Genomic DNA, 15454 nt, shown 5'->3' with positions numbered 1-15454 from the left:
GCCGCCACCCCTGAGTCCGATGCTCAGGACTCTTCGTCCATCTGCGACTGCAGGTAGTTCTGGATGCCGACCTTGTCGATCAGGTCCAGCTGGGTTTCGAGGTAGTCGATGTGCTCCTCGGTATCGTCCAGGATCTTTTGCAGCAGATCGCGCGAGACATAGTCGCGCACGCTTTCGCAGTGGGCGATGCCGTCCTTGATGGTCTGCTGCGCGGTTTTCTCGCTGCTCAGGTCGCAAGCCAGGGCTTCGGGCACATCCTCGCCGACTTGCAGCTTGCCCAGGTCCTGCAGGTTGGGCAGGCCGTCGAGCACGAAGATGCGGTCCATGAGCCAGTCGGCGTGCTTCATCTCGCCGATGGACTCCTTGTATTCCTTCTTGGCCAGCCTGTCGAAGCCCCAGTGCTTGTACATGCGGTAGTGCAGGAAGTACTGGTTGATGGCCGTCAGCTCGTTCTTGAGCTGGGCTTGCAGCCAGGTGATGACTTGTGCGTCGCCTTGCATGGGGAACTCCTTTGTTGTACGTGGGGGACCGCGCCGATCGCCGGCCGCTATAGGGGTGGATTGTCTAGGGTTTCTGCGTCAGATCAAGCAAACCCCTGTTATCGCGCATTGGCTGCTTATGAGGCGCGTTCTCGTTTGCGGGCCGGCTGCCGACGCGGCTGCGGGGTTGCTGCATTGCCTTGTCATATTTCGGCCCAAAATAGCCTCTTCAGGCCGGTGGCGGGCTGGTCAAGCCCGCAGGCCTGGAGACCAAGGATGTTCACATAGTTTTTGGCAATCGGATGAATTCAATCAATTCATTGGATCAATCGGTTGCCTGGGCCTAGACTTCGTCCTGTGTTCACTCACCAACCACAAAGGAAACAGCAATGTCCGTGATCAACACCCAAATCAAGCCCTTCAAGACGCAGGCCTTCAAGAATGGCAAGTTCATCGAAGTGACCGAAAAGGACGTCCTGGGCAAGTGGGCCGTGTTCTTCTTCTACCCCGCTGACTTCACCTTCGTGTGCCCCACCGAACTGGGCGACGTGGCCGACCATTACGACGAACTGCAAAAGCTGGGCGTGGAAGTCTTCTCCGTGTCCACCGACACGCACTTCGTGCACAAGGCATGGCACGACACGTCGGACACCATCCGCAAGATCAAGTACACGATGCTGGGCGACCCCACCTGGGAAATCAGCAACAACTTCGAAGTCCTGCGTCCCGGCCAGGGTCTGGCTGACCGCGGCACCTTCATCGTCGATCCCGATGGCGTGATCCAGGCCGTGGAAATCACCGCCGAAGGCATTGGCCGCAACGCCGTCGATCTGCTGCGCAAGGTCAAGGCTGCCCAGTACGTCCGCAACCACCCGGGTGAAGTCTGCCCCGCCAAGTGGGAAGAAGGCGACAAGACCCTGGCTCCCTCGCTCGACCTGGTCGGCAAGATCTAAGCGGTACACCGCTTCCTGTTCACAGTTGAACTGTTGAAGACGCCCGGGTGCCTGGCGCCCGGGCTTTTTTTTCCGAAAATTCGTATTTCCCTAGGAGTCCGACATGCTTGACAACAACCTGAAAGCCCAATTGCAGGCCTACCTGGAGCGCCTGCAGCGTCCGGTGGAGCTGGTGGCTTCGCTGGATGACAGCCAGGGTGCGCGCGAGCTGAAGGAACTGCTGCTGGAAATCCGCGAGCTGAGCGACAAGATCACCGTCGTCGAGCACAACGACGCCGAGGTGCGCAAGCCCTCGTTCCTGATCACCAATCCCGGCGTGGACAGCGGCGTGCGTTTCGCAGGCGTCCCCCTGGGCCATGAATTCACCTCGCTGGTGCTGGCCCTGCTGCAGGTCGGCGGCCATCCGTCCAAGGAATCGGCCGAGCTGCTGGAGCAGGTGCGCAATATCGACGTGCCGCTGCACTTCGAGACCTATTACTCGCTGTCCTGCCACAACTGTCCCGACGTGGTGCAGGCGCTGAACCTGATGTCCGTGCTCAATCCCAAGATCAGCCATACCGCCATCGACGGCGGGCTGTTCCAGAAGGAAGTCGAGCAGCGCGAAGTCATGGGCGTGCCCACCGTCTTTGTGAACGGCGAGCGCTTCGGCCAGGGCCGCATGGAGCTGGCCGAGATCGTCGCCAAGGTCGATACCGGCGCCGCTTCGCGTGAAGCGGCCAAGATTTCCGCCAAGGATGCCTTCGACGTGCTGATCGTCGGCGGCGGCCCGGCCGGCGCCGCGGCTGCCATCTATGCGGCACGCAAGGGCATCCGCACCGGCATCGCCGCCGAGCGCTTCGGTGGCCAGGTGCTGGACACCGTGGACATCGAGAACTTCATCTCGGTCTCCAAGACCGAAGGCCCGCAACTGGCCGCCGCCATGGAGCGCCATGTGCGCGACTACGAGGTGGACATCATGAACCTGCAGACGGCGTCCAAACTGATTCCGGCCGCCACGGAAGGCGGGCTGATCGAGGTGCAGACCGCCTCGGGCGCCAGCCTCAAGGCCAAGACGGTCATCCTCTCGACCGGCGCGCGCTGGCGCAACATGAATGTGCCGGGCGAGGACAAGTACCGCACCAAGGGCGTGACCTACTGCCCGCACTGCGACGGTCCCTTGTTCAAGGGCAAGAATGTGGCCGTGATCGGCGGCGGCAATTCGGGCGTGGAAGCGGCCATCGACCTGGCCGGCATCGTGCGCAGCGTGACGCTGCTGGAGTTCGCCAGCGAGCTCAAGGCCGACGCCGTGCTGCAAAAGAAGCTGCGCAGCCTGCCCAACGTCACGGTCATCCTCAACGCCCAGACCACCGAGGTCAACGGCGATGGCAAGAAGGTCACCGGCCTGACCTACAAGGACCGCACGACGGAAGAGGTCAAGACCGTGGCGCTGGAAGGCATCTTCGTGCAGATCGGCCTGCTGCCCAACACCGACTGGCTCAAGGGCACGGTGGAGCTGACACGCTTCGGCGAGATCGTGATCGACGCCAAGGGCCACACCAGCGTGCCCGGCGTGTTCGGCGCAGGCGACTGCACCAACGTGCCGTACAAGCAGATCATCATTGCTGCCGGTGCCGGCTCCACGGCTGCACTGTCGGCCTTCGATCACCTGATCCGCCACTGATCAGCCATTGACCAGTTGCTGCTCCGCCATGGTGCGGAGCAAGCCGGAGAAAGGGCCCGGATGCCATGGCATCCGGGCCCTTTTTTCATCGCCCTGCCAGGGGCAGAAGGCCTGGCGCAGCAAGGGGAGGGCAGGGGCTGTTTTTCATGCCCGCGTCTTCAGGCGCGGGCCTTGTCGCTGTGGGTGTCGCACAGATAGCTGCCTGGCGGCACACGGCGCCAGCAGGGTTTGTTCCGGGGCCCATGCGCCAGATCAAATCAATAAATGAGAACTATTCGCATATAATTTTTCTTCATCCAGCCAGCACATGACGCGCCAACGGCTGGCGGGCCACCCGCCAGCCGCTGCAAGCAGAAGCCAGCTCTCGCACATCCATGTTGATCAGAGAGAGAGGGCTTCGCAATGGCTTACGACTTCGCAATGCAATCAAGCGCCCGGCGGGCGCGCCATCCCCTGGCCGCCGCCTGCGCGCTGCTGTGCGCCTCCGCTGCCCTGGCCCAGGATCCGGGGCAGGCCGCCGCAAACGTTGCAAATGCCGGGGATGCCGACACGCAATTGCTGGCGCAGGCCGCGTCCGGGGTACGGACCCGTGCCCCTGCTCTCAAGGAGATGGTGATCAGCGCCTCGCGCGAGGTGCAGGACCCTGACACCCTGCCCATGAGCATCGACGTGATCGACGCCGGCCGCATGGAACGCGAGCAGGCCAGCGACATCCGCGAGATGGTCAACCTGCTGCCCAATGTCGAGGTGCCGCGCGCCCCGGCGCGCTTCTCGCTGGCGACCTCGTCGGCCGGGCGTGACCAGAACAGCGGCTTCAACATCCGTGGCCTGGATGGCAACCGCGTGCTCATGCTGGTCGATGGCGTGCGCCTGCCGCGCAGCTACAGCTTCAGCGCCAACAGCTTCGGCCGCGACTACCTGGACCTGGGCCTGGTGCAGCGCGTGGAAATCCTGCGCGGGTCCACGCCCGCGCTGTATGGATCGGACGGCATGGGCGGCCTGGTCAACTTCGTGACCGTGCAGCCGGACGATCTGCTGGGCAAGGACAAGCGCATCGCCGGCCGCGTGGCTGCCGGCTACGACGGCTCGGACAACGGCCGCAAGCTGGGCGCCACCGTGGCGGGCCGTGCCAGCCCCGAATGGGCATGGCTGCTGTCGGCGGGCCTGGGCCGCTCGCACGCGCTGGAGAACATGGGCACGAACAACGTGACGGGCGCGGCGCGCACCACGCCCAATCCCGAGAAAGACCGCAGCGAATCGCTGATGGGTCGCCTGGTCTTCACGCCCAGCGCCGTGCAAAAGCATGTCTTCACCTTCGAGAACGTGGACAAGCGCGCCGACTACGCCCTGCTGTCCGCGCGTTCGGCCACCGTAGCCAATTCCGACTCGCGCACTGACATGAAGCGCTGGCGGGCCAGCTGGCAGGGCCAGTGGCAGCAACTGGGCACGGCGCTGGCCGACGAACTGCAGCTGATGGCCAGCTACCAGAAGTCCGACGCGCGCGAATTCGTCACCGAGACGCGCATCGGCCTGCCCTACCGCGAGCGCGACGTGACCTATGACGAGGACGCGATCCAGCTGCACGCACAGGCCAGCCGCCTGCTGCGCTGGAGTTCCTCGGCCAGCGGCAAGTTCACCTATGGGCTGGACTACCTCCGCAACAAGGTGGTCAACGCGCAAAACGGCATCACGCCGCCCGTGGGCGAGAGCTTCCCGCTCAAGCGCTTCCCCGACACCACCGAAAGCGCCACCGCCCTGTTCGCCCAGGCCGAACTGCACAACGGCCCCTGGAGCGTGACCCCGGGCCTGCGCGCCGAGCACTACAGCATCAAGCCCCGGCAGAACGGCTTTGTGCCCACCGTGGTCAGCAACTCGGACTCCGCGCTCTCGCCCAAGCTGGGCGTGATGCTGCAGGCCAGCCCGGCCTGGTCCGTCTATGGCAACTATGCGGCGGGCTTCCGGGCGCCCAACGCCGGGCAGATCAATGCCTTCTTCGAGAACCCGGTGGCGTTCTACCGGAACATTCCCAACCCCAACCTGCGGCCCGAAAAGAGCCAGACCTTCGAGCTGGGCCTGCGCGGGCGCATGGAAAGGCTGCGCCTGGACGCCGCCGTGTTCACGGGGCGCTACAAGGACTTCATCGTCGACCAGCAACTGGTTGCGGGCCAGCCCGGCAACGCGGCCAACCCCGCCATCTACCAGTCCATCAACGTGGGCCGCGCCCGCATCAGCGGCTTCGAACTCAAGGCCGACTACGACTGGGGCCGCTGGGCCGGCGGCGACTGGCAGACGCGCCTGGCCTACGGCTACACCGACGGCAAGGACACGCAGTCCGACAAGCCGCTGGACACCATCTCGCCCCAGCAACTGGTGCTGGGCGTGCGCTACGAGCACTCTGCCGTGGGCGTGCAGTTCAACGTCTCGCACTGGAGTGGCAAGAAGGCCGGCGACGTGTCCAACGGCAGCGCCGCCTGGCTCAGTCCCTCGGCCACCGTCGCCGACCTGAGCGCCCAGTGGCGCATACGCCCCGACCTGCGCCTGAACGCCGGCATCTACAACCTGACCGACAAGAAGTACTGGCGCTGGGCCGATGTGCGCGGTCTGGCTGCCAGCACGGCGATTGCCGACGCCTACAGCCAGCCCGGCCGCCATGTGCGGGTGTCGATGGTCAAGGATTTCTGAAGCATGCGCCTGTGGCGCGGGCGCATGCATGTGCAACGCTGCCAACTGAAACGCAAGGAGAACCCCATGCATCCATCCAAGAGTGAGAGCCTTGCCCAGGACGAGGAATACCTGCTGCCCGAGAACGAGGCCGCGCTGGCTGCCACGCTGGCCCTGATGACCGGCTTCGGCCACGGCTGCTGCGACACCCATAGGCCGGCCATGGCCGCCCGGGTGGCCGAGCAGCTCGAAAACCTGGCCTGCGCGGGCGGCTTGTCCCATGACATGCGCGCCCTGCTGGGGCGGCTGCAGCAACGCTGGCAGGCAGTGGCCGATGCGGGCGCGCCGTCGCGCTCGCACCGCGCCGTGTCCGATGCCGGAGTGTCCCTGCCTGGAGCCCATGCAGCCCATGCAGCCCAGCCGGTGCCCCATGCGCTCTGGCACGCACCGCTGGACACCCTGCAATGAGCAGCGCCGTCCACGATGCCGAGGAGGGCGGTCTCCTGATTCCCGTCGATGCTCCCGCAGTCCGCCAGCGCTTTGCGCGGGCGCGCCAGGGTGGCCTGCGCGCCAAGGAGGCCGCCGATTCCCTGGGCCTGCCGGAAGGCGCCGCCATTGCCGCGCATGCGGGCCAGCATGAGGGCAGCCTCCAGGCCGTGCCGCTGCGCGCCGAATGGCTGGCCATCCTGAAGGGCTTGCAGGACTGCGGCCCCGTGATGGCGCTGACGCGCAACGAGTCCACGGTCCACGAAAAGACCGGGGTCTACCAGAAGCTTTCGGCCAACGGCGGCGTGGGCCTTGCCCTGGGCCGCGACATCGACCTGCGAATGTTCTTTGCCCAATGGCATGCCGGCTATGCCGTGACCGAGCAGCCTGCCCATGCCGGCAGGCCGGCCATGCGCAGCCTGCAGTTCTTCAATGCGCAGGGCCGTGCCGTGCACAAGGTCCATGCGCGCGAGTCCACCGACCTGCAGGCGTGGGAGGCGCTGGTGCAGCGTTTCGCCGAGCCCAGCGCTGGTTACCTGTTCCGCCATGCCCGCCCGCGTGCGCTGCCGCAGGCCGACGAGGCCATCGACGTGCCCGGCCTGAGCACTGCCTGGGCCGCCATGCAGGACACGCATGAATTCTTCGATCTGCTGCGCCGGTTTGGCGCCGAGCGCCAGCAGGCCTTCCGCCTGGTGCCCGGCCACTGCGCGCGGCTGGCGCCCGAGTCCGTGGCCCAGTTGCTGGGCGATGCGGCCGTGGACGGCCTGCCCATCATGGTCTTCGTGGACAGCGGCGGCTGCATACAGATCCACACCGGCCCCGTGCACAACATCCAGCCCATGGACACGCCCGGCGGCGCACAGTGGATCAATGTGATGGACCCGAATTTCAACCTGCATCTGCGCTGCGACCTGATCGCCAGCGTCTGGGCCGTGCAAAAGCCCACGGCCGATGGCGTGGTCACCTCGGTCGAGGCCTTCGATGCCCAGGGCGACCTGATGGCCATGTTCTTTGGCGAGCGCAAGCCGGGCCGGGCCGAGTTGCCCGGCTGGCGCGAACTGGTGGCGGGCCTGCCGCGCCTGGCAGTGCAGGCGCTGGCCTGAGCGCACCCAGGCCCTGAAAACAACGGTCCGGCCCTGCGACGGGCCGCGTCAGAGATGCACGGTGGCGGCCACCAGCTTGCCCACCAGCGGACGCACCACCATCACGCAGACAAAGGCCACGGGCATGGCCAGCACATAGGCCTGTATCACGCGCCGCAGGTAGTCGGCGCCCAGGCCACTGTTGGCGCCGACGATGGCGCAGCACATCAGAAACGCCATGATTGCCGACATGTAGAAGGCAAAGACGATGGGTGCGAAGCGGCGGTGCAGCTTGCGGCTGCGGGGGGCTGCAGGGGAAATGGAGGCAGAGGCAGAGGTAGATGCGGAGGTAGGAGGCATGGACACGGATCCGGTCAGGCCGCTTGTCGATTCGGCGCGGCAAGTGCAGGACTGTAGGCAAGGCCCGTGCTGCCGTGTAGAGGGCTGCAGCTTGGTGCACTCGTAAGCTATATTGATGAATCCATTTTTCATCCATAGTTTTTTGTGCCTAATCTGCGCTCCATCGAGACCTTCGTCAAAGCCCTGGAAGGCGGCTCCATTGCCTCGGCTGCGCGCCAGCTGGGCATTTCTCCGGCGGCGGCCAGCCAGAACATCGCCCGGCTGGAGCGCGAGCTGGGCACGCGGCTGATCACGCGCACCACGCGATCCATGGCGTTGACCGAGGCGGGCGAGCGCTATCTGGCGCGCGTGGGCCCCGTGCTGCAGGAGCTGGAAAAAGCGCAGTCCGACCTGTCCCAGCTGCACGGCGAGTTGCAGGGCCGGCTGCGCATCGCCTGCATGGCAGCCTTTGGCCGCCATGTGCTGGCGCCGCTGCTGCCGGCCTTTGCCGCGCAGCATCCCCGGCTGGAGCTGGAGTTGCTGGTGGTGGACCGGCAGGTGGATGTGCTCAAGGAAGATGTGGACATCAGCGTGCGTTACCGCGATGTGCTGGAGCCCGGCATGGCCGTGCGCCAGCTGGCGGCCGTGCCGCGCGTGCTGTGTGCATCACCGGCCTATCTGCAGGCCCATGGCAGGCCACGGACGGCCCAGGATCTGCTGGACCATGCCTGCCTGCTGTACCGGCGCGAGGCCGATGGCCGCTTCATGCGCTGGCCGTTTTCACGCGACGGCAAGCGTGTGGACCCGCAGCTGCGCGTGACCGCCATCGCCAGCGATGTCGATGCACTCACCGAGATGGCCGTGGCCGGGGGCGGCATTGTCTGGATCGGCAGCTTCATTGCCCACCGCTACATGCGCGAAGGACTGCTGCAGCCGCTGGCCCTGGGCCCGGCGCGCAAGGGGCAGCTGCATTTCGAGGACACCACGCTGGATTTCTTCGCCTGCTTTCGCGACCGCCAGTACGTGCCGACCAAGGTGCGGGCCCTGGTGGACTACCTGGTCGAGACGCTGCCGCAGCAGCCCATGCTGCGCTGGAACGTCCCGGCCTGAGCAGCGCAGGGGAGGCTAGTGCCCCAGGTGCTGGGGCAGCACCTCCTGCAGGATGGTGGTGGCGATTTCCTCGATGGACTTGGTCGTGCTCGACAGCCACGGTATGCCGCTGCGGCGCATCATGGATTCGGCCTCGGCCACCTCGTAGCGGCAATTGACGAGGCTGGCGTACTTGGAGTCGGGCCGGCGTTCGTTGCGGATGCTGGACAGGCGCTGCGGATCGATGGTCAGGCCGAACAGCTTCTTGCGCGAGGGCACCAGGGCGGGCGGCAGCTGCTTGCGCTCGAAATCCTCGGGGATCAGCGGGTAGTTGGCCACCTTGAGGCCGAACTGCATGGCCAGGTACAGGCTGGTGGGGGTCTTGCCGCTGCGCGAGACGCCGACCAGGATCACGTCGGCGCCCGTCAGGTCCTGGTGGGTCTGGCCGTCGTCATGGGCCAGCGTGTAGTTGATGGCCTCCATGCGCTCCAGGTACTCCTTGCTCTCGCTGATGTCGGCGAAGCGGCCCACGCGGTGCAGCGATTTCTGGCCCAGCTCCAGCTCCAGCGGCCGCACGAAGGTGCCGAACATGTCGAACACCTTGCCCTTGCACTGGCTCTCGATCAGGTCGAGCATGTCCTGGTTGACCAGGGTGGTGAAGACGATGGGCTTGTGGCTTTCCGACTCGGCCACATGGTTGATCTGGCGCACGGCCTGGTGCACCTTGTCCATGGTGTCCACGAAGGGGATGCGGACCAGGCGCGACTTGGTGTCGAACTGGGCCATGATGGCCGTGCCGAAGGTCTCGGCTGTAATGCCAGTGCCATCGGAGATGACGAAGATGGTGTGGGTGTGCATGGTGGTCGGACTCTGGACAGGGGGGCTGCCGTCGGTTCACGGCAAACGCCTACAATGGCGCCCATTATTCCCAATTTCCCATCCATGCTCGCTGCCGGCCTCCAACCAGAACAGCAAAGCCTCGCGCACGCCTGCGTGGATGGATCGACCGTGCCCGGCTTTGGCAGCCGGGGCGGCGCACGACGGTTTTCAACTTCTGGAGCTTTCCCATGTCTCAACTGTTCGAGGCCACCGCCCTCGTCGTTCCGTTTGAACAACTGAGGATGACCGATGTCGAGTCCGTAGGCGGCAAGAACGCCTCGCTCGGCGAAATGATCTCGCAGCTGCCGCAAGGCGTGCGCGTTCCCACGGGCTTTGCCACCACGGCCCACGCCTTCCGCCAGTTCCTGGCCCACGACGGCCTGGCCGACAAGATCAGCGCCAAGCTGGCCGCCCTGGACGTGGAAGATGTCCGCGCCCTGGCCCAGGTCGGTGCCGAAATCCGTGCCCTGGTCGAGAACCAGCCCTTCCCGGCCGATCTGGAGCAGGCCATCCGCGAGGAATTCGTGCGCCTGCAGGGCGGCAACGAGGCGGCCTCGTTCGCCGTGCGCTCCTCGGCCACGGCCGAAGACCTGCCCGACGCTTCGTTCGCCGGCCAGCAGGAAACCTTCCTGAACGTGGTGGGCATCGAGTCGGTGCTGCACAAGATGAAGGAAGTGTTCGCCTCGCTGTACAACGACCGCGCCATCTCCTACCGCGTGCACAAGGGCTTTGCCCACGACGTGGTGGCCCTGTCGGCCGGCGTGCAGCGCATGGTGCGTTCCGACCTGGGCGCGGCCGGCGTGATGTTCACCATCGACACCGAATCGGGCTTCGAGGAAGTCGTCTTCATCACCTCCAGCTACGGCCTGGGCGAGACCGTGGTGCAGGGCGCCGTCAATCCTGACGAGTTCTATGTGCACAAGCCCATGCTCAAGGCCGGCAAGAAGGCCCTGATCCGCCGCAACCTGGGCTCCAAGCTGATCCAGATGGTCTTTGCCTCGCCCGAGGAAAAGGCCGCCAGCGGCAAGCTGGTCAAGACCACCGACGTGGCCCATGAGCTGCGCAACCGCTACTCGCTGTCCGACGAGGACGTGCAGCAGCTGGCCCACTATGCCCTGGTCATCGAGCAGCACTATGGCCGCCCCATGGACATCGAGTGGGGCAAGGACGGTACGGACGGCCAGCTCTACATCCTGCAGGCCCGCCCCGAGACCGTGAAGAGCCAGGCCAAGGGCCAGGCCGAGCAGCGCTACGCCCTCAAGGGCACGGGCAATGTGCTGGCCGAAGGCCGCGCCATTGGCCAGAAGATCGGCACGGGCCCCGTGCGCCTGGTCAATGACATCGCCAACATGGACCAGGTCCAGCCCGGCGACGTGCTGGTGACCGACATGACCGATCCCAACTGGGAGCCGGTGATGAAGCGCGCCTCGGCCATCGTCACCAACCGTGGCGGCCGTACCTGCCACGCGGCCATCATTGCGCGCGAACTGGGCATTCCGGCCGTGGTCGGCTGCGGCAACGCCACCGACCTGCTCAAGGACGGCACCCTGGTCACCGTGAGCTGCGCCGAAGGCGATACCGGCAAGATCTACGACGGCCTGATCGAGACCGAGATCACCGAAGTGCAGCGTGGCGAGATGCCCGCCATCAAGACCAAGATCATGATGAACGTGGGCAACCCCCAGCTGGCCTTCGACTTCGCCCAGCTGCCCAACGAGGGCGTGGGCCTGGCCCGCCTGGAGTTCATCATCAACAACAACATCGGCGTGCACCCCAAGGCCATCCTGGACTACCCCGCCGTCGATGCCGACCTCAAGAAGGCCGTCGAGTCCGTGGCCCGCGGCCATGCCTCGCCCCGTGCCTTCTATGTGGACAAGGTTGCCGAAGGCGTGGCCACGATTGCCGCCGCCTTCTGGCCCAAGCCCGTCATCGTGCGCATGTCGGACTTCAAGTCCAACGAGTACCGCAAGCTCATCGGCGGCAGCCGCTACGAGCCCGAGGAAGAGAACCCCATGCTGGGCTTCCGTGGCGCCGCGCGCTACATCTCCGAGGACTTCGGCGAGGCCTTCCGCATGGAGTGCGAGGCACTGCGCCGCGTGCGCGAGGACATGGGCCTGACCAACGTGCAGATCATGATTCCCTTCGTGCGCACGCTCAAGCAGGCCGAGCGCGTCACCCAGCTGCTGGCGGCCAACGGCCTCAAGCGCGGCGACAACGAACTCAAGCTCATCATGATGTGCGAGGTGCCCTCCAACGCCATCCTGGCCGACGAGTTCCTCGAGTTCTTCGACGGCTTCTCCATCGGCTCCAACGACCTGACCCAGCTGACGCTGGGCCTGGACCGCGACTCTGGCCTGGAGCTGCTGGCTGCCGACTTCGACGAGCGCGACCCCGCCGTGCGCAAGATGCTGTCGCGCGCCATCAAGGCCTGCCTGGACCAGGGCAAGTACGTGGGCATCTGCGGCCAGGGCCCTTCGGACCACCCGGACTTCGCCCAATGGCTGGCTGACGAAGGCATTGCCTCCATCTCGCTGAATCCCGACAGCGTGGTCGCCACCTGGCAGCGCCTGGCGCAGTAAGGGCTGGCAGCGTCGCCATGCATACGCCGAAAGCGCACTTGCATGACGACGCGGTCGGGGGACCGTCCGAAGGCGAGACCTTCGCCCCCGACCTGCACGACATCCGCCATCTCTGGCTCAAGGCCGTGCTGTTCGCGGTCTGGGTGGCTGTCTCCTTTGGCGCCTGCTACTACGCGCGCGACCTGCAGGCGCTGATGCCGGACTGGCCGCTGGCCTACTGGTTCGCGGCCCAGGGGGCAGTCCTGATGTTCCTGGCCATCGTCATCGTCTATTGTCTGTCCATGGACCATTTCGAGCGCCGCGAGGCCCGGGCCGCTTTTGCAACGGCACCGGCTCCCGCATCCCCATCGGCCGATACGCAACCGTCCGCTCAGCCATCGCCTCCCGGCCATGGCTGAGCGCGCCCCGCTGACGGCGGCCTCCCACTGGCGGCTGCACCGCATCGTGGCCCTGTACACGCTCGGCGTGCTGGGTTTTCTGGCCCTCATGTTCTGGGCCGAGCAGCAAGGCCTGTCCCGCCACTGGATAGGCCCCATCTTCCTGTTCTTCACCGTCATGGTCTATGCGGCCATCGGCGTGTACCTGCGCACCAGCGACCCCGAGGAGTACTACGTCGCGGGCCGGCGCATTCCGCCCTTCTACAACGGCATGGCGGCTGCGGCGGACTGGGTCAGCGCGGCCTCGTTCATCAGCCTGTCGGGGGCGCTGTACCTGCAGGGCTTTGCCGGCGTGCCGGGCCAGGCCGGCGGACTGGCCTACCTGCTGGGCTGGACGGGCGGCTTTTGCCTGGTTGCCATGCTGATCGCGCCGCACCTGCGGGCGATGAAGCTCTACACCATTCCCGATTTCTTCCAGCAGCGCTACGGCGGGCGCTGGCCGCGCGTGATCGCGGCGCTGGCGGCCGTGATCTGCTCGTTCACCTATGTGGTGGCGCAGATCTACGGCGTGGGGCTGATCGCCTCGCGGCTGACGGGCGTGCAGTTCGAGATCGGCATCATGCTGGGCCTGGGCGGCGTGCTGCTGTGCTCCTTCCTGGGCGGCATGCGCGCCATCACCTGGACCCAGGTCGCGCAGTACGTGGTGATCCTGCTGGCCTTTCTGATCCCCGTGTCCTGGCTGGCCTACCGGCAGATGGGCAATCCCGTGGCGCCGCTGGCCTATACGGCCCAGCTCAGCCAGATTGCGGAGATGGAGCAGCGCCTGCTGGACTCGCCGGCCGAGCAGGAGGTGATCGCCGCCTACCGCCTGCGCGCCGAGGTGCTGGAGGACAAGCTCAAGGACGTGCCGCGCGTTCTGGCCGCCGAGCGCCAGGCGCTGGCCGAGCGCATACGCGATCTGCGCACGCGCAGCGGCGATATCGGCGCCATCATGGCCGCCAGCCGCGAACTGGCCGCCATGCCGCGCGACGAAGCCGCCGCGCGCGCGCTGTGGACACGCCAGCTGCAGGAAATGCGCGAGCGCGAGAAGCCGCTGGGCGGCATCCCGCTGCACAGCCTGCCATTCGCCGGCAACCCCGACGGATCGCCCCAGGAGCAGCAGGTCTACGAGGACAGCCGGCGCAACTTCCTGGCGCTGATGTTCTGCCTCATGGCCGGCACGGCCGGCCTGCCGCATTTGCTCACGCGCTACTACACGGCGCCCTCGGTGTCGGGGGCGCGGGCCTCGGTGGGCTGGACGCTGTTCTTCATCGGCGTGCTGTACATGAGCGCGCCGGCCCTGGCCGTGCTGGTCAAGTTCGAGGTCATGAACAACCTCGTGGGCATCCGCTTTGACGAGCTGCCCAACTGGATGGCGCAGTGGGCCAGGGTGGATGCCTCCTTGCTGGCCGTGGAGGATGTCAACGGCGACGGCGTGCTGCAGTTCGGCGAAATCCGCATGGGCGCCGACCTCATCATGCTGGCCACGCCCGAGCTGGGCGGCATGCCCTACGTGGTCTCCGGCCTGGTGGCGGCCGGCGGCCTGGCTGCGGCGCTGTCCACGGCCGATGGACTGCTGCTGACCATCAGCAACGCGCTGGTGCGCGACCTGTACTTTCGCGAGCGCCGCCGCCGCGCCTCGCCCGAGCAGCGCGTGATCCTGTCCAAGTTCGCACTGCTGGTGATGGCGCTGTCGGCCGCCTTCGTGGCCTCACGCCGTTCCTCGGACATCCTGCCCATGGTCACGGCATCGTTCTCGCTGGCGGCCTCGGCCTTCGTGCCGGCCATGGTGCTGGGCATCTTCTGGCGTGGCACCACGCGCCGGGGCGCCGTGGCCGGCATGCTGGCCGGGCTGGGCGTCACGCTGTACTACATGGTCTCGCATGTGCCGGCACTGCAGCCCGTGCTGCCCGAAGCGCTGCACGCGCGCCTGTGGTGGGGCATACAGCCGATTTCATCGGGCGTCTTCGGCGTGCCGGCCGGCCTGCTGGTGACCTGGCTGGTCAGCTGCCTGGACCCGCGCCGCCGGGCCCCGGCGCGTTCCGTGCCCGCAAAAGCGTCCTGACGGGCAGAGGCCGCCGGGCGGGAGGATGGCCATTTTCTGCCCCGTTTTTGCGCTTTTGGCAGATCTGGATCATTGCCGGCCCCACTGAAGCCCGTGCGTGCTGGAAAACCCGCTTTTGGGAGCCGGAGGCTCATGACACGCTGCGAGCCGTGTCCGATCCGATCCCTTGCAGAGAATCCCGTCCGCCATGCATTTTGTGAAAACGTCCGCCGGCCAACAGGCATTCAAGGAACGCCATGCCGATCTCTCGCCCCGGTTGCGCTCGGCCTTTTTGCTGTTTGACGGGCAACGCAGCCTGGCGCAGGTGCTGCAGGCCGTGGCCGGCATGGGCGTGACGCAGGACGAGATCCTGGCGCTGGTGGAGCGCGAATGGCTGGCACCGCGCGACGCGGCCGAGCCCCGGCTGGGCGTGGTGGCCGTTGCGGTGCCTTCGGTCCCTGCCGCGCCTGCTGCAGCGGCTTCGTCCACGGATTCGACTGGCGATGCCCCCGCGCAGTCCGAGCCATCGCTGGCCGTGCGCTATCGCAACGCCTATCCGCTGGCCGTGGCCATCACGGCCAACCTGGGCCTGAAGGGGTTCCGGCTCAACCTTGCCGTGGAAGCGGCCATGGGCTACGACCAGCTGGTGGCGCTGGCGCCGCGCCTGCGCGAGGCGGCCAGTCCTGCCAGCTACCTGCCGCTGCATGAGGCGCTGTTCGGCAAGGCGCCTTGAATGAGGAATTGCACTCACGCGCGCCAAGGGTGCGCTTTTCATCTTGGGGTGGCC

At 66.3% G+C, this 15454-nt stretch carries 13 protein-coding genes; 10 read left to right on the top strand and 3 right to left on the bottom strand.

The window, feature by feature from the left end; all coding sequences use genetic code 11:
• Positions 1–23: 23 nt before the first annotated feature.
• Entirely contained in the window at positions 24–500 is a 477-nt protein-coding gene (bfr, locus tag BO996_RS23745) for a bacterioferritin (RefSeq protein ID WP_012206872.1), read from the bottom strand.
• 368 nt (positions 501–868) lie between these two features.
• On the opposite strand from bfr, the gene ahpC reads away from it, so the two are divergent.
• The 5 genes from ahpC (at position 869) to BO996_RS23720 (ending at position 7342) form a co-directional block, all read left to right on the top strand.
• A complete protein-coding gene (gene ahpC / locus BO996_RS23740) occupies positions 869–1432 on the top strand; it encodes an alkyl hydroperoxide reductase subunit C (RefSeq protein WP_012206871.1) in 564 nt (187 codons plus the stop codon).
• 103 nt (positions 1433–1535) lie between these two features.
• Positions 1536–3092 (top strand): alkyl hydroperoxide reductase subunit F, encoded by a 1557-nt coding sequence (ahpF, locus tag BO996_RS23735; RefSeq protein WP_012206870.1) that lies wholly within the window; start codon positions 1536–1538, stop codon positions 3090–3092.
• Positions 3093–3494: 402 nt separating this feature from the next.
• The gene (locus BO996_RS23730; protein ID WP_071956560.1) at positions 3495–5774 is read left to right on the top strand and encodes a TonB-dependent hemoglobin/transferrin/lactoferrin family receptor; all 2280 of its coding nucleotides are present in this window, start codon (positions 3495–3497) and stop codon (positions 5772–5774) included.
• Between the two features lie 66 nt (positions 5775–5840).
• A complete protein-coding gene (locus BO996_RS23725; protein WP_071957202.1) occupies positions 5841–6221 on the top strand; it encodes a hypothetical protein in 381 nt (126 codons plus the stop codon).
• Entirely contained in the window at positions 6218–7342 is a 1125-nt protein-coding gene (locus BO996_RS23720; RefSeq protein ID WP_071956559.1) for a hemin-degrading factor, read from the top strand. Before BO996_RS23725 ends, BO996_RS23720 begins: the two co-directional genes overlap by 4 nt.
• Positions 7343–7390: 48 nt before the next feature.
• Here the strand turns inward: BO996_RS23720 and BO996_RS23715 are convergent, their stop codons facing one another.
• Positions 7391–7681, bottom strand: a complete 291-nt coding sequence (locus BO996_RS23715) for a DUF2798 domain-containing protein (RefSeq protein ID WP_071956558.1) — start codon at positions 7679–7681, stop codon at positions 7391–7393.
• A 144-nt stretch (positions 7682–7825) separates the two neighbouring features.
• On the opposite strand from BO996_RS23715, the gene BO996_RS23710 reads away from it, so the two are divergent.
• On the top strand, positions 7826–8770 hold the full coding sequence (locus BO996_RS23710) for a LysR family transcriptional regulator (protein WP_043819159.1): 945 nt from the start codon (positions 7826–7828) through the stop codon (positions 8768–8770).
• 15 nt (positions 8771–8785) lie between these two features.
• Here BO996_RS23710 and ppsR read toward each other — a convergent pair whose 3' ends face one another.
• Positions 8786–9607 (bottom strand): posphoenolpyruvate synthetase regulatory kinase/phosphorylase PpsR, encoded by an 822-nt coding sequence (gene ppsR / locus BO996_RS23705; RefSeq protein ID WP_012206864.1) that lies wholly within the window; start codon positions 9605–9607, stop codon positions 8786–8788.
• A 209-nt stretch (positions 9608–9816) separates the two neighbouring features.
• Here ppsR and ppsA point away from each other — a divergent pair, with 209 nt between their 5' ends.
• The 4 genes from ppsA (at position 9817) to BO996_RS23685 (ending at position 15400) form a co-directional block, all read left to right on the top strand.
• A complete protein-coding gene (gene ppsA, locus BO996_RS23700; RefSeq protein ID WP_012206863.1) occupies positions 9817–12207 on the top strand; it encodes a phosphoenolpyruvate synthase in 2391 nt (796 codons plus the stop codon).
• Positions 12208–12224: 17 nt separating this feature from the next.
• Positions 12225–12605, top strand: a complete 381-nt coding sequence (locus BO996_RS23695; RefSeq protein WP_071956557.1) for a DUF4212 domain-containing protein — start codon at positions 12225–12227, stop codon at positions 12603–12605.
• Positions 12598–14688: a VC_2705 family sodium/solute symporter gene (locus BO996_RS23690; protein WP_071956556.1), complete on the top strand. Its 2091-nt coding sequence runs from the start codon at positions 12598–12600 to the stop codon at positions 14686–14688. The genes BO996_RS23695 and BO996_RS23690 overlap by 8 nt, the downstream gene beginning before the upstream one ends.
• 187 nt (positions 14689–14875) lie before the next feature.
• On the top strand, positions 14876–15400 hold the full coding sequence (locus BO996_RS23685; RefSeq protein ID WP_043819156.1) for a hypothetical protein: 525 nt from the start codon (positions 14876–14878) through the stop codon (positions 15398–15400).
• Positions 15401–15454 lie beyond the last annotated feature (54 nt).

Origin of the sequence: Delftia sp. HK171 (assembly GCF_001886655.1) — a bacterium.
Classification (GTDB): Bacteria; Pseudomonadota; Gammaproteobacteria; order Burkholderiales; family Burkholderiaceae_C; genus Comamonas; species Comamonas acidovorans.
Note: the sequence above shows the minus strand (reverse complement) of the source record. Positions and strands in the feature narration are given on the sequence as shown.